Raw genomic sequence first — 14,594 nt, forward strand, 5'->3', positions numbered from 1 at the left:
TTTACAATTTTCTGCAAATAGTCATGCCGTCAGCTATGGGTAATATCATGTTCTCCGTACCCTTAAAATCTCTAATAAATGCGTTAAATTCTTTAATTGAATTTGTCTTATCGTCATTTGCAGATTTGTCGGCAACTTTTCCCTTCCAAAGAGTGTTATCAATAATAATAATCCCATCTTTTTCTGTGAGCTCTAATGATTTTAAAAAATAATTCTTATAATTTTTTTTATCCGCATCAATAAAAATTAAATCAAAAGTCTTATCTAAATTAATAAATTCATCCATGGTTTCTAGCGCTGGTGCTAAAATAAAATCAATTTTTTTACCTACGCTATGTTTACTCCAGTATTTTTTTGCAATGTCAGTATTTTTTTTATCAATGTCTAAACTAATGATAGAACCATTCTCTGGAAGAGCGAGCGCGATAGTTAATGCGCTATAGCCTGTGAAGGTTCCAATCTCTAAACAGTTTTGAATATTCGAACTTTTTATAATAAATTGAAGAAAAGCTCCTTGATCTGGACTAATTTGCATTGTTGCTGCACTGCCAAGATTTTTTTCAGTATATTCTCTAATTTCTGTTTGCAAAGGGTGTTCGTTTACACCAAACTTGAAAAGGTAATTCTGTAATTCGGTGGAATTTTCAATATCCTTAAACACGTTAAGAAAGTTTTTTCTTTAAAAGATCGTTAACTAAAGCTGGATTAGCCTTTCCTTTAGACTCTTTAATTACAGATCCTACAAAGAAACCAAATAGTTTGTCTTTACCAGATTTGTATTCTGCAACTTTATCAGCATTATCTTTTAATACTTTTTCAATAATTTTCTCTAACTCGCCTACATCGCTTTCTTGTACAAGTCCTTTTTCTTCAACGATTGCTTTTGGATCTCTATTGTCTTTAAGCATTAATTCAAAAACTTCTTTTGCTATCCTGCCAGAGATTGTGTTGTTTTTTATTAAATCAATTAATTTAGCTAAATTTTTGGATGAAATCGGAGATTCCTTAATAGACTTTCCTAGTTTATTAAGAGCTGCAAATAAATCACCGATTACCCAATTAATTGCAAGTTTTACATCAGAAGTTTTTGCAATATCTTCGAAATAATCAGATGTATCTTTGTCTGAAATAAGAACCCCTGCCTCGTAACTTGAAAGTTTATAATTATTCATTAAACGCTCTTTTTTATCATCCGGTAACTCTGGTAATTTTTGTTTAATTATATCTACAAAAGATTGGTTAAATTTTAATGGTGGAAGATCTGGATCTGGGAAATATCTATAATCGTGAGCATCTTCTTTGCTACGCATCTGACGTGTTTCGTTCTTTTTAGTATCAAATAGTCTCGTTTCTTGATCGACCTTTTTTCCTTCTTCTAATAATTCAACTTGTCTTTTCGCTTCATATTGAATGGCTTGTTGCATAAATTTTATTGAGTTAACGTTTTTAATTTCACAACGAGTTCCAAAATCTTTACTGCCAACTTTTCTTACCGATACGTTAACATCCGCTCTTAAAGACCCTTCTTCCATATTGCCATCACAAGTCCCTAAATAACGCATAATAGATCTTAATTTTTTAATATATTCAGCCACTTCTTCAGGTGACCTTAAATCAGGTTTGCTTACAATCTCCATTAACGCGACACCTGATCTATTTAGATCGATAAATGTTTTTGTTGGATCTTGATCATGCAAACTTTTTCCGGCATCTTGTTCTAGATGAAGTCTTTCAATTCCAATTTTTTTAGTTCCATAAGGCATATCAAGAACGACTTCGCCTTCACCTACAATTGGATATTTATACTGAGAGATTTGATAACCCTGAGGTAAATCTGCGTAAAAATAATTTTTTCTATCAAATACTGAAGTTAAATTAATTTTAGCTTTTAAACCAAGCCCTGTCCTAACTGCTTGCTCAACACAAAATTTATTAATAACGGGTAACATACCTGGCATTGCAGCATCAATTAAACTTACTTGTGAGTTAGGTTCTGATCCAAATTGAGTTGCAGAAGATGAAAATAATTTAGCATTGGAACTTACTTGAGCATGAACTTCAAGACCAATCACAACTTCCCATTTACCCGTCTCTCCAGAAATATAATAATTAAATTCTTTATCGCTCATTAAATCCACCAGTCTTTCACTTGTGATTTAAAATTTACTTCCTGTTCAATTGAATAAGCGGTGTTTAATAATGTTTGTTCATCAAAAGATTTTCCAATTAATTGTAATGCTAAAGGCAAACCGTCTTTATTATATTTAACGGGCAAAGATATAGCTGGGAGACCTGCTAAATTTGCAGTCACTGTGAAGATATCATTTAAATACATGGCGATAGGATCATCTGCCTTTTCGCCAAATCTAAAAGCTGCCGTTGGTGTTGTTGGAGTTAAAATAACATCAACATCTTTATAAGCGTTATCAAAATCCATTTTGATTAAATTTCTCACCTTTTGTGCTTTTAAATAATAAGCATCATAATAACCTGATGATAGAACGTACGTTCCAATCATAATTCTTTTTTTAACTTCAGCTCCAAAACCTTTTGATCTCGTATTCTCATACATCTCTGTTAAATCTTTTCCTTCAGCTCTAAATCCGTATCTCACCCCATCATATCTAGCTAAATTTGACGAAGCCTCAGCTGGTGCAATAATATAATAGGTAGGCAAAGCGTATTTAGTGTGCGGCAAAGAAATATCTTTAATAATTGCTCCATTATCTTTTAAAATTTTAATTCCTTCTTGCCATAACTGATTTACTTCTTCTGGCATGTTGTCCACTCGGTATTCTTTTGGAACTCCCACTTTTAAACCTTTAACATTATTTTTAATGGAATTTAAAAATGAACTTTTTGGTTTGTTTGCTGATGTTGAATCTTTTTCATCGTAGCCTGAAATAACATCTAGAATTAAAGCAGCATCTTTTACATCTTTAGTCATAGGACCCGCTTGATCTAAAGATGATGCAAAAGCAACTATTCCCCATCTAGAACAACGTCCATAAGTAGGCTTTAAACCGACAATGCCTGTAAATGCGGCTGGCTGACGAATACTTCCGCCCGTATCTGTTCCAACAGTAGCACTTATTAAATTTGCAGCAACTGCGCTAGCACATCCACCTGAGGATCCTCCTGGAACAAGATTTTCATTATTTAAACGATAAGGATTTAAAACGTTTCCAAAATTACTTGTTTCATTTGATGAACCCATTGCAAATTCATCTGAGTTTAATTTACCAATTAAAATTGCATCTTCATTCCAAAGTTTTTCTGTAACAGTTGATTCATAAGTTGGGATAAAATTTGATAAAATTTTACTTGAGGCTGTTGTCCTAACTCCCTTTGTGCAAAATAAATCTTTAACAGCAATCGGTGCTCCAACTAAGGCTTTATCTAATTTTTTATTAGCATCTATTTTTTTAGCCTTGCTAACTGCATTTTCTAAATCTTTAGTATTAAAACAATTTAATTTATCTGACTTTTCTATTCTCTTAACATAAGCATTTACGAGTTCGGTAGCGCTACATTTTTTTTCTTTAATATACTTTACGCTCTCAACTAATGTTATTTTTGTAAGATCAGACATGATTATTCGATAACCTTTGGAACGACGTAGTAATTAGAATTTTTTTCAGGGGCATTTTTTAAAATATCATCTTTTTCATTAATCTTTTTAACCTCATCCTTATTCATTGTAAGGTCTTGATCAGACACTGATGATATTGGCTCTACTTTGTCAGTATTAAGTTCTTTTAATTGCTCGACAAATTTTAAAATAGAATTTAAATCTTTTTCAAGTCTATCAGTTTCATCGTTGGTCACTGAGATCCTTGCTAACTTTGATATTTTTTTAATAGTATCTTTGTTAATTGACATTAGACTTAATGGTAAATGTGGCTAAATTAACATTTTAATGAAAACTTACAACCTATTAGAGAACGATAAATTTGCAGAAATAATAAATAAACAATCCAGATTAATTGGGATTGATCATGGGAAAAAAAATATAGGTATCGCTATTTCAGACGAAAATCATAATATCGCTACACCTTTAACTACAATTGAATTTACGCAGCTTAAACATTTTTTAATTGATATTAAAAATATAATTAAGGAAAACAATGTTGAGGCTATCGTAGTTGGCAATCCTATTAATATGGACGGTTCTATTGGGCCAAGAGCTCAATCTGCGAAAGATTTTTCTAAAAGCTTAACTGAGCAATTATCTATTCCGGTAACACTTTGGGATGAAAGACTATCTAGTGAGGGCGCTTATAAGGGTATGTCGGAATTATCAATTAACGTAACAAAGAAACAGAAAAAATTAGATGAAAATTCTGCTGCTTTTATTTTACAAGGTTTTCTTGATTATTATAAAAATCAAACAAAATAAGTGATTATTATTTAATGCTTGCAAGGTTTATAGTTTGCAAGTATAGAGTTGCTTTTAATGGCTATACAAAAAGAAGCTGTTAAATTCAGACACAAACACCTTTTAGGCATTCAATCCCTATCTATACCCGAAGTTAATTATATTCTTGATGAGTCGATGCAATTTGTTGATTTCAACAGAGGGGAACAAAAAAAATTAAATATTCTAACTGGCAAAACTCAAATTAATCTATTCTTTGAATCTTCTACTAGAACTCTAAGCTCATTCGAACTCGCTGGTAAACGATTAGGAGCTGATGTGATGAACATGAATGTTTTGAACTCATCAATCAAAAAAGGAGAAACTTTAATTGATACAGCGATGACTTTGAATGCGATGCATCCTGATGTTTTGATTATAAGACATCAAGACTCTGGGGCCGCAAATCTTTTAGCGCAAAAAGTAAATTGCTCAGTGATTAATGCTGGTGATGGTTGGAGAGAACATCCAACTCAAGCGCTACTTGATGCGCTTACAATAAAAATTAAAAAGGGAAAAATTGAAGGTTTAAGAATTGCAATCTGCGGAGACATAATGCACTCAAGAGTTGCAAGATCAAATATTTACTTACTTAATATGTTGGGAGCTGAAGTTAGAGTGATTGCCCCACCCACCCTAATGCCAAAAAATATTGAAAGTCTTGGAGTTAAAGCATTCACGGATATGAATAAAGGTCTTGAAGGATCTGACATTGTAATGATGTTAAGACTTCAAACTGAACGTATGCAGGGATCTTACGTTCCTTCAACGAGAGAATATTACGAATTTTACGGTCTGGATTATAAAAAAATTACTAAAGCTCATCCAAATGCGCTGATTATGCATCCAGGTCCTATGAATAGAGGCGTTGAAATAGACACAACATTAGCCGATGACATCAATCGCAGTATCATAAAAGAGCAAGTTGAAATGGGAGTTGCAGTTAGAATGGCTTGTTTAAAAATTATTTGTGGAAAATAAAAAATGAAAATGAAACTTTTAATTAATACCAGAATAATAGATCCCCAAAATAATATTGATGAAGTAGGTGGAATTTTAATAGATGAAAATGGCAAAATAAAAGCTATAGGAAAAAAAGTAACTAAAGATGACGCTCCAAAAGATTGTGAAGTTATAGATTGTAAAAGCAACATATCAATTCCAGGAATTGTAGATATGAGAGTGTTCGTGGGAGAGCCTGGCTTTGAATACAAAGAAAATTTCAGGACTTTAAGCGAAGCAGCTTTATCAGGGGGTGTAACTTCTGTTGTAACAATGCCAAATACTATGCCGGTCATTGATAATGCTTCCATATTAGATTTCACTAAAAGAAGAGCAAAAGATAAATCTCAAATTAAAATTTATCCTCTTGCTACTCTTACAAAAAACATTGACGGGAATGAAATGTCAGAATTTGGTTTGCTTGGAATTGTTGGTGCCATTGGTTTTACAGACGGAATTAAATGTGTGCAGAATAATAGAGTGATGGATAAAATATTTAATTACTCAAAAAATTTAAACAGCTTAATAATTCAATTTCCTCAAGATAATGAACTTTCGGCTAATGGTTCAGTTAATGAAGGTGAGATTTCTACAAGATTAGGTTTAAAGGGAATACCAGATATTGCTGAAAAAATTATTATAGAAAGAGATTTAAGTTTATTAGAGCTTTATAAAAACAGATATCATATATCGACTGTATCTTCAAAAACATCCCTTCCAGTAATTGAAGCTTATAAAAAAAAGGGACTAGAGTTTACAACCGGCGTTTCAATTAATAATTTATCGTTAAACGAAAATGATATTGGTGACTTTAGAACTTTCTTCAAACTATCTCCTCCTCTAAGAACTGAAAATGATCGTCTAGCTTTGATCGATGCTGTTAAAAAAGGAATAATTGATGTGATTGTATCAGATCATAAACCAGAAGATGAAGAGTCAAAACGTTTACCGTTTCAACAGGCAGCGACTGGAGCCTCAGGCATTGAAACTTTATTATCTCTAACATTAGAACTTTATCACAATCAATCTTGTGAACTAAAAACACTTATAAAAACACTAACTTGCAATCCTGCAAAAATACTAAATATCAATGCAGGAAATTTATCTGTTGGAAGTGATGCTGATATAGCAATTGTTAATCTTGATAAGCCTTGGGTTGTTGAAAGAGAAAAAATTAAATCAAAATCAAAAAATACAGCAATTGAGAAAAAAAGAATGCAAGGTAAGGTTGAAAAAACTTTTGTTAACGGAAACTTAGTATTTGAAGCTTAATGGACTTGCTTATAGTTACACTCTACTCTTATATATTAGGCTCTATACCGTTTGGCTTAATTCTTACACGGTTTGCTGGCTTAGGTGATGTAAGAAAAATTGGATCAGGAAACATTGGCGCAACAAATGTCTTAAGAACTGGCAACAAATTTCTTGCCGCCCTAACTCTTCTTCTGGATGGGTTTAAAGGAACCTCATCTGTTTTATTAACGATACAATATTTTAATGAACTTACTTACTACTCTGCTGTCATTGTTTTTCTAGCACATATTTTTCCTGTGTGGCTAAAATTTAAAGGAGGAAAAGGAGTTGCAACTTTTATTGGAAGTTTATTAGCAATCAATATTTATTTGTCAGGAATTTTTATTGCTAGCTGGTTATTGATACTTTTAATTTTTAGAATATCTGCAGTATCAGCTTTACTTGGATATTTAGTTACAACAATTGCAGCTTTTATTTTTTTTGATCAAAAAATTTTCCTATTAATTTTCTTTTATTTTATCACTTCAATCTTTACTCATAGACAAAACATAAGTTCATTACTAAAAGGTAAATTCTAAGTAATTAAAGACTTTTTCGTACATATTTTTTTGAAATTTGACAAAGCTTACAAATTTTGACAGTTCTTGCTTTTTTACTTAAAAAATTATGAATTTAGTTATTGTTGAAAGTCCTGCTAAAGCAAAAACAATTAACAAATATTTAGGATCAAACTATAAAGTTTTAGCAAGCTATGGTCACGTTAGAGACCTTCCTTCTAAAAATGGTTCTGTAGATACAGAACATGATTTTAAAATGATCTGGGAAATTGATCCAGGTTCTAAAAAACATCTAAAAGAAATCACTGATTATGCAATTGATGCTGATAGAATTATATTAGCAACCGATCCTGATCGCGAGGGTGAAGCGATTGCTTGGCATTTAAAATGTATTTTGGAAGAGAATAAAAAAATTAAAGATAAAAAATTTGAAAGAGTTGTATTTAACGAGATTACTAAAAAAGCAGTTGAAAATGGAATTAGCAACCCAAGAGATATTAATCCCGAATTAGTTAATGCCTACATGGCAAGAAGGGCTTTGGATTATTTAGTTGGCTTTAACATCTCTCCTATTCTTTGGACAAAACTTCCAGGATCAAAATCCGCTGGCAGAGTTCAATCTGTTGCTCTTAGAATTATTGTAGATAGAGAGCATGATATTGAATTATTTAAACCACAAGAATATTGGACATTTGCTTCTACTTTTTTAACTCAACAAAAAAAAGAATTAAACGCTAGACTTTATTCTTTTAAAGGAAATAAAATTGAAAAGTTTTCATTTAAAAATGAACAAGAAATTAACAATGTTTTAGACCAGATAAAAAAAGAAAGCTTCAGCGTTGCAAGTATTGATAAGAAGCCATACCGAAGAAGTCCTTACGCTCCTTTTACAACATCTACTATGCAGCAAGAAGCTTCTAAAAAATTAGGATTTTCAGCTTCAAGAACAATGCAAATTGCTCAAAGATTGTATCAAGGAATAGACTTTGAAGGAGATACTGTTGGTTTGATCACTTATATGAGAACTGACGGAACTAACATTTCTCAAGATGCTATTAAAGAGTGCAGAAATTATATCGATAAAGAAATTGGTAAAAAATACTTACCTGGCGAAGCTAGAAATTATTCAGGAAAAAAAGCAAAGAATGCCCAAGAAGCTCATGAGGCAATTAGACCAACTGATATTCTAAGAACACCTGAAAAAATGAGATCTATTTTAGATAAAGATCAGGCAAGATTATATGAGCTTATTTGGAATAGAACCCTTGCCTCTCAGATGGAAAATGCTGAATACGAAAGATGTACTTTAGAAATATTAAATGGATTAAAATCTATTACTTTTAGAGCAACTGGATCTGTTCAGGTATTCGATGGTTTTTTAAAATTATATCAAGATGTAAAAGAAGAAGATGAAGTAGATAAAGATGAAGAAAATGATCAAAAAATCTTACCCGAAGTAAAGATTGATGAAAAATTAGAAAATCCTAAATTTAATACTGAACAACATTTTACTGAACCCCCTCCTAGATTTTCTGAAGCAAGCTTAGTTAAGAAATTAGAAGAACTTGGAATAGGAAGACCTTCTACTTACGCAAGTATTATTTCAGTATTATCAGCTAGAAACTATGTAGAGCTTATAACAAAAAGATTCATACCAACAGATAGAGGTAAGCTTATTACAGCTTTCTTAGATAAACTGTTTACCAAATATGTAGATTATAATTTTACAGCAACGCTTGAAGATAGCTTAGATGAAATTACTACAGGAAAAATTGAATACCTTAAAGTTTTAGAAAATTTCTGGAAAGAATTTTATAAAAATATAAATGAAGTAAAAGAGTTAAGAACACGAGCTGTACTTGATTTATTAAATGAAAGCTTAGGAGATATTATTTTTGATAAAGACGAAAATGGAAAAATTTCTAAAAAATGCAAAAACTGTAGCAATGGAGAACTTAGTTTGAAAAATGGAAGATTTGGAGCCTTTATCGGCTGCTCAAATTATCCTGAATGTAAATTTACAAGACCTTTATCAAGAGCAAAAGCTGCTGAACAAGATTTTCTTGCTGAGCCTAAAGTATTTGGAGAAACTGACAATAAAGAAAAAATTGTTTTAAAAAAAGGAAGATTTGGACCTTATTTGCAAATTGGTAATGATGAGAAAAATCTTAGAAATGTATCTATTCCTAAAGGTATCTCTTTAGAATCATTAGATTTAGATAAGTGTAAATTTTTAGCATCCCTTCCTAAAGTACTTGGCCAATACCCGGAAAATTCTCAAGATATCACTTTAAATGTAGGAAGATTTGGACCTTATGTAAAATGCGAAAGTAAATCCGCATCTTTGGAAAATCCTGAAGATATATTTTCATTAGGATTAAACAGAGCAATCACTTTAATTGCTGAAGCAAAACCTGGTAGACGAACTTCTAATGAAATCAAGAATCTTGGCGAACATCCTGAAGATAAAAAACCTGTTAAAGTTATGAAGGGCCAATATGGTCCTTATATTAAATATAAAACAATCAATGCAACTATTCCTGATGATAAAGATCCTGAAAATATATCTATGGAAGAAGCTTTAGTTTTAATAGAGGCAAGAATTGCATATGACGCTACTAAGAGTGGTAAAAAGCCTAAGAGAAAAAGTAAAAAAGCTAAAGAAACAGATGAGTAAAATTGAAGAAGTATTAAAGAAATTAAATATTAATGTACCCAATCCTCCAAAACCAGTTGGTAATTACGCTGCTTTCAGTAGACATGAGAAACTTATTTTCATATCAGGACAACTTCCTATTGCTGCGGATGGAAAATTAATAACTGGAAAAGTTATAAAAGAAATTTCATTAGAACAGGCTCAAAAAGCATCCGAAATTGCAATATTAAATGCTTTGGGTCATTTAAAAAATGCATGCGATAACGATCTAAATAAAGTCAAAAGCTGCATTAAAATTAGTGGTTATATAAACTGTCTAGATAATTTTAATGATCATCCAAAAGTAATCAACGGAGCTTCAGATCTAATTGCAAAAATATTTCCATCCAATTTACATTCTAGAATTGCAATAGGATGCAATTCCTTGCCCTTAAATGCCTGCGTTGAGATCGAAAGTATATTCGAGATTAATTAGACTTTAATTTTAACTTTTACTTTATATTCAATTAGAATTTTATCTAATTTGTTTTGTTCATCTTTAGACAAAACATATTCTGACTGCTTATATTCATTAGTTAATTTACGTATAAATTCATTAACATAACTTTTTCCTTTGGCTGACTCGAGATCGTTATAAAGAGAATTTAATTCTTTAGTCTTATTAAGATGTAAACTTTTATAAGTAGACTCATTAGGTGAAAAAATAATATTCTTTTGAATAGAGGCAATTTCCATGGCAAGCTTAGATAGTTTTTGCTCTATTTTTTTTGCTTTACTAGAAAATAAACCAAACATATTTATTGAACTATTTTGCTAACGGGTTTTTTTGATGTCTTTTCAATCTTATTAATTTCAAAAGTAAGAACATCTTCTTTGGCGTCTACCAACACATGACCACCGTTAATTAATTTTCCATGAATTAATTCATCTGCTAATGGTTTTTTGATTTTTTCATCAATAACGCGGTTTAATGAACGGGCTCCCATTTTTTCATCAAAACCTAATTTACAGATCAGATTGCTGGCTTTATCAGTTAAATTAATAATAACATCTCTTTCACCCAACTGAGTTTCAAGTTCAATTACAAATTTTTGAACAATTTTTTTAACAATATCTTTATTTAAAACATTAAATTGAACGATAGAATCTAATCTATTTCTAAACTCAGGTGAGAAAATCTTATTAATAGATTCTAAGTCTCCATCTCTATTAAGACTTTTGTTAAAGCCAATCTGAGATTTTTGAAGATCTTCCGCGCCAGCATTAGTTGTCATTATTAATATAATATTTCTAAAATCTATTTTTTTTCCGTTTTGATCAGTTAATTTTCCATAATCCATAATCTGTAACAAAACATTATAAACATCTGGATGTGCTTTTTCTATTTCATCAATTAAAAGAACAGCATAAGGATTTTTATCAACTTTTTCTGAAAGCAATCCTCCCTGATCAAATCCGACGTATCCTGGAGGTGCTCCTATCAACTTAGAAACTGAATGCCTTTCCATATATTCTGACATATCAAAGCGAATAAGTTCAATACCAAGAACATTCGCGAGTTGCTTTGCAAGTTCAGTTTTTCCAACTCCTGTTTGACCTGAAAACATATAATTGCCAATGGTACGATTATTATCTCTCAATCCTGATCTTGATAATTTAATTGAAGATACGAGACTATCGATTGCAATATCTTGTCCAAAAATAACTCTTTTTAAGTTCTTATCTAAATCTTTTAAGTACATTCTGTCATTCACAGAGATATTCTTTTCAGGAATTTTTGTAATTTGAGAAACAATTCTTTCAATGTCTTCTACATCTAATATTTTTTTTCTTTGATTTTCTGGTTTTAAAACTTCTGAAGATCCTAATTCATCAATAATATCGATGGACTTATCTGGTAATTTTTTATTACCTATATATTTGCTTGATAAGTCTACGGATGCTTTAATTGCAGCATCAGTAAATTTAACATTATGAAATTTTTCATATTTAGATCGAATACCGTACATAATTTTATAAGCCTCATCGATTGTAGGCTCTGGCACATCTATCTTTTGAAATCTTCTTTGTAGCGCCCTGTCTTTTTCAAAAAATAATCTGTACTCATTATAAGTAGTTGATCCGATACATCTAATATTGCCGGATTGTAAAGCTGGTTTAAGCATATTAGAGGCATCCATTGAACTTCCTGAAGTTGATCCTGCTCCAACTAAAGTATGAATTTCATCAATAAATAAAATATAGTTTTTATTTTTTTCAATTTCTTTTATGATCATTTTAAGACGTTCTTCAAAATCACCTCTGTATCTAGTTCCTGCAATTAAAGTTCCCATATCTAGAGAAAAAATTACATGAGATTTAAGAACTTCTGGAACTTCATTGTTGAAAATCTTTAATGCAAGTCCCTCAACAATTGCTGTTTTTCCAACTCCAGGATCGCCTACTAATAAAGGATTGTTTTTAGTTCTTCTGCACAAAATTTGAGCTAATCGATCAACTTCTACAGTTCTTCCAATTAGACGATCGATTTTGTTTTGTTCTGCTTTTTTATTCAAATTAACACAATATGTTTCTAATGGTGAATTTGTAGATGGTTTATTGTTTGCATGGGATGAAGAATTGTCAAAAGATCCCCCATAAACAAAATTATCGACTTTTGTAATTCCGTGAGAAATAAAATTAACAACATCATAACGCGTAACTTCTTGTTCTTGTAAAAAGAATGTGGCGTGACTTTCTCTTTCAGCAAATAATGCAACTAATATATTTGCACCTGTCACTTCATTTTTTCCAGATGATTGAACATGTACGATTGATCTTTGAATAACTCTTTGAAAACTAGCTGTTGGTTGTGGCTCTAACTTAGCATCAGAGGTAACGATGTTATCCAACTCGTTATCAATATAAAATTCTAAATTTTCGTTTAATAAATCAACATCAACGTTACATGCCTTCATAACATTGCGCGCATCTGTTTCATCAGTTAACGCAAGCAACAAATGTTCTAAAGTTACGTACTGATGTTTTTTTTCAGTCGCATGTTTAAATGCTTGTGAAATTGCCTGTTCTAAAGATTTAGTAAATGTAGCCATTTAGATAGATTTTTTTATAATACATTTTAAAGGATACTGATTTTGTTTTGAAAAATTTGTAACTTCCATAACCTTAGTCTCAGCAACCTCATAAGGATAAATGCCACAAACAGCTCTGCCCTCGTTGTGAATTTTAATCATAATTTTGTTAGCTGTTACCTTGGACATATTAAAAAATAATTGTAAAACTCTAACAACAAATTCCATGGTTGTAAAATCATCATTTAAAAGAATAACTTGATAAAAATTAGGCTTTTTAATTTTAGCTTGAGTCTTATTTTTTTTTAACTTTATAAGTGTCCTAGGCATTTACAGGTCTGCCAATAGAATAATAAGCAATATGGTTCTTATTAAAAGACTTGTTATCGTACAAATTCCTTAAGTCATATATAGTGACTTTTTTATTATTATTCTTAATTTTAGAAAAATTTAAGTTTTTAAATTCATCCCACTCTGTGTGAATAATGATTAAGTCTACTTTTTTAGTAGCAGAGTACAAATCTTCAAAATAGTTTACGTTTTTTTTTTTATCTAAAATCTCTTTACTTCCTGATGGCTCGTAATAATTAATCTTTGCACCTTTTTTAATAAATTTAGATATTAAATTAATTGCTGAAGAATCTCTAAGGTCATCAGTATTAGCTTTAAATGTTACTCCTAAAAAACAAATAACTTTATTTTTAATTTTATTATGTAAAATTTTATAAATATTTTTTTCAATATATATTTTTCTTTTTTCATTAAAATTGATTACTGAATTAACAATAGAAAGAGGTGAGTTATAATTTTTACCAACTTTTGCTAAAGCCTTAGTGTCTTTAGGGAAACAAGATCCTCCATATGCAGGTCCTGCTCTTAAAAATCTTGAACCAATCCTTTTATCAAGTCCAATTCCAAGAGCTACATCATCAACATTTACATGAACTTTTTCACATAAATTTGCAATCTCATTAATAAAACTAATTTTAGTAGCTAAAAAAGCATTGGACGCATATTTTATTAGCTCAGCAGCTCTTCTAGAACAAGAGACAAACGTTGCTCCTTTATTAACTATAGGGCGATATAATTCATTAAATATTTTTGTAACTTTATTATCGTTCGCGCCAATAACTACACGATCAGGGTACTTAAAGTCTTTGATGGCCTCTCCTTCTCTGAGAAACTCTGGATTAGATACAATTGTAAACAAGCCTTTTTGCTTATTTTTATTTAAAATTTTTTCAATTTTATCTCCTGTGCCGATAGGTACAGTAGATTTGGTAACGATAATTTTATGAAATTTAATTTTTTTGGAAATTAATTGAGCAACAGAAAATACTTGGGAAAGATCAGCCGAAACACCGTCTTTTGCTGTTGGTGTACCGACAGCTATAAAAACAATATCTGATTTATTAATAGAACCAACTAAATCATCTGAAAAGCTAAGTCTTCCTGCGTCTAAATTTTTTCTAACCAATTCAGATAAGCCAGGTTCAAATATCGGAATATCTCCACTTTCAAGTCTGCTTAATTTCTCTCTATCCTTATCAACGCAGATAACATTGTTGCCAAGATCAGAAAAACAAACTCCTGATACTAGACCAACATAACCTGTGCCAATAAAACAAATTTTCATA

At 30.9% G+C, this 14,594-nt stretch carries 14 protein-coding genes; 6 read left to right on the top strand and 8 right to left on the bottom strand.

All coding sequences use genetic code 11. The annotated features are described in order from the left end of the window. Nucleotide 1: 1 nt before the first annotated feature. From AC8IG9_RS04275 to gatC, 4 genes are read right to left on the bottom strand one after another with little or no spacing between them, the layout of a single operon-like run. Nucleotides 2–661 carry an O-methyltransferase gene (locus AC8IG9_RS04275; RefSeq protein ID WP_507425575.1) on the bottom strand — a complete coding sequence of 220 codons (660 nt, stop codon included), beginning with the start codon at nt 659–661 and terminating at the stop codon, nt 2–4. Nucleotide 662: 1 nt separating this feature from the next. Further along, nucleotides 663–2,129 (bottom strand): Asp-tRNA(Asn)/Glu-tRNA(Gln) amidotransferase subunit GatB, encoded by a 1,467-nt coding sequence (gene gatB / locus AC8IG9_RS04280; RefSeq protein ID WP_507425576.1) that lies wholly within the window; start codon nt 2,127–2,129, stop codon nt 663–665. After that, the gene (gene gatA, locus AC8IG9_RS04285) at nt 2,129–3,592 is read right to left on the bottom strand and encodes an Asp-tRNA(Asn)/Glu-tRNA(Gln) amidotransferase subunit GatA (protein ID WP_507425577.1); all 1,464 of its coding nucleotides are present in this window, start codon (nt 3,590–3,592) and stop codon (nt 2,129–2,131) included. Before gatA ends, gatB begins: the two co-directional genes overlap by 1 nt. 2 nt (nt 3,593–3,594) lie before the next feature. Then, the gene (gatC, locus tag AC8IG9_RS04290) at nt 3,595–3,882 is read right to left on the bottom strand and encodes an Asp-tRNA(Asn)/Glu-tRNA(Gln) amidotransferase subunit GatC (RefSeq protein WP_507425578.1); all 288 of its coding nucleotides are present in this window, start codon (nt 3,880–3,882) and stop codon (nt 3,595–3,597) included. A gap of 37 nt (nt 3,883–3,919) precedes the next feature. Between gatC and ruvX the strand changes: the two genes are divergently transcribed. The 6 genes from ruvX (at nt 3,920) to AC8IG9_RS04320 (ending at nt 10,361) form a co-directional block, all read left to right on the top strand. Next, on the top strand, nt 3,920–4,399 hold the full coding sequence (gene ruvX / locus AC8IG9_RS04295) for a Holliday junction resolvase RuvX (protein WP_507425579.1): 480 nt from the start codon (nt 3,920–3,922) through the stop codon (nt 4,397–4,399). 57 nt (nt 4,400–4,456) lie between these two features. Then, nucleotides 4,457–5,398: an aspartate carbamoyltransferase catalytic subunit gene (locus tag AC8IG9_RS04300; RefSeq protein ID WP_029207095.1), complete on the top strand. Its 942-nt coding sequence runs from the start codon at nt 4,457–4,459 to the stop codon at nt 5,396–5,398. A 3-nt stretch (nt 5,399–5,401) separates the two neighbouring features. Further along, nucleotides 5,402–6,691, top strand: coding sequence for a dihydroorotase (gene pyrC, locus AC8IG9_RS04305; RefSeq protein WP_507425580.1), 1,290 nt, complete (start codon nt 5,402–5,404; stop codon nt 6,689–6,691). Beyond that, a complete protein-coding gene (plsY, locus tag AC8IG9_RS04310) occupies nt 6,691–7,251 on the top strand; it encodes a glycerol-3-phosphate 1-O-acyltransferase PlsY (protein WP_507425581.1) in 561 nt (186 codons plus the stop codon). Before pyrC ends, plsY begins: the two co-directional genes overlap by 1 nt. 88 nt (nt 7,252–7,339) lie before the next feature. Next, on the top strand, nt 7,340–9,907 hold the full coding sequence (topA, locus tag AC8IG9_RS04315) for a type I DNA topoisomerase (RefSeq protein WP_507425582.1): 2,568 nt from the start codon (nt 7,340–7,342) through the stop codon (nt 9,905–9,907). Then, nucleotides 9,900–10,361, top strand: coding sequence for a RidA family protein (locus tag AC8IG9_RS04320; RefSeq protein WP_507425583.1), 462 nt, complete (start codon nt 9,900–9,902; stop codon nt 10,359–10,361). The genes topA and AC8IG9_RS04320 overlap by 8 nt, the downstream gene beginning before the upstream one ends. On the opposite strand, the gene AC8IG9_RS04325 is transcribed toward AC8IG9_RS04320, so the two are convergent. The 4 genes from AC8IG9_RS04325 to AC8IG9_RS04340 are packed head-to-tail and all read right to left on the bottom strand — an operon-like array spanning nt 10,358 to nt 14,593. After that, nucleotides 10,358–10,681 carry a hypothetical protein gene (locus AC8IG9_RS04325; protein ID WP_507425584.1) on the bottom strand — a complete coding sequence of 108 codons (324 nt, stop codon included), beginning with the start codon at nt 10,679–10,681 and terminating at the stop codon, nt 10,358–10,360. The genes AC8IG9_RS04320 and AC8IG9_RS04325 overlap by 4 nt on opposite strands. A gap of 2 nt (nt 10,682–10,683) precedes the next feature. Then, a complete protein-coding gene (gene clpA, locus AC8IG9_RS04330; protein WP_507425585.1) occupies nt 10,684–12,978 on the bottom strand; it encodes an ATP-dependent Clp protease ATP-binding subunit ClpA in 2,295 nt (764 codons plus the stop codon). Beyond that, on the bottom strand, nt 12,979–13,287 hold the full coding sequence (clpS, locus tag AC8IG9_RS04335; RefSeq protein ID WP_507425586.1) for an ATP-dependent Clp protease adapter ClpS: 309 nt from the start codon (nt 13,285–13,287) through the stop codon (nt 12,979–12,981). After that, a complete protein-coding gene (locus AC8IG9_RS04340) occupies nt 13,280–14,593 on the bottom strand; it encodes a UDP-glucose dehydrogenase family protein (protein ID WP_507425587.1) in 1,314 nt (437 codons plus the stop codon). The genes clpS and AC8IG9_RS04340 overlap by 8 nt, the downstream gene beginning before the upstream one ends. Nucleotide 14,594 lies beyond the last annotated feature (1 nt).

It is taken from the genome of Candidatus Allofontibacter sp. (assembly GCF_040404065.1).
Taxonomy (GTDB): Bacteria; Pseudomonadota; Alphaproteobacteria; order Pelagibacterales; family Pelagibacteraceae; genus Fontibacterium.

Coding starts and splice junctions, on each gene's coding strand:
- pyrC (WP_507425580.1), top strand. CDS start 5,402: ATGAAAATGAAACTTTTAATTAATACCAGAATAATAGATCCCCAAAAT.
- AC8IG9_RS04340 (WP_507425587.1), bottom strand. CDS start 14,593: ATGAAAATTTGTTTTATTGGCACAGGTTATGTTGGTCTAGTATCAGGA.
- AC8IG9_RS04320 (WP_507425583.1), top strand. CDS start 9,900: ATGAGTAAAATTGAAGAAGTATTAAAGAAATTAAATATTAATGTACCC.
- topA (WP_507425582.1), top strand. CDS start 7,340: ATGAATTTAGTTATTGTTGAAAGTCCTGCTAAAGCAAAAACAATTAAC.
- AC8IG9_RS04300 (WP_029207095.1), top strand. CDS start 4,457: ATGGCTATACAAAAAGAAGCTGTTAAATTCAGACACAAACACCTTTTA.
- clpS (WP_507425586.1), bottom strand. CDS start 13,287: ATGCCTAGGACACTTATAAAGTTAAAAAAAAATAAGACTCAAGCTAAA.
- clpA (WP_507425585.1), bottom strand. CDS start 12,978: ATGGCTACATTTACTAAATCTTTAGAACAGGCAATTTCACAAGCATTT.
- plsY (WP_507425581.1), top strand. CDS start 6,691: ATGGACTTGCTTATAGTTACACTCTACTCTTATATATTAGGCTCTATA.
- gatC (WP_507425578.1), bottom strand. CDS start 3,882: ATGTCAATTAACAAAGATACTATTAAAAAAATATCAAAGTTAGCAAGG.
- ruvX (WP_507425579.1), top strand. CDS start 3,920: ATGAAAACTTACAACCTATTAGAGAACGATAAATTTGCAGAAATAATA.
- gatA (WP_507425577.1), bottom strand. CDS start 3,592: ATGTCTGATCTTACAAAAATAACATTAGTTGAGAGCGTAAAGTATATT.
- gatB (WP_507425576.1), bottom strand. CDS start 2,129: ATGAGCGATAAAGAATTTAATTATTATATTTCTGGAGAGACGGGTAAA.
- AC8IG9_RS04325 (WP_507425584.1), bottom strand. CDS start 10,681: ATGTTTGGTTTATTTTCTAGTAAAGCAAAAAAAATAGAGCAAAAACTA.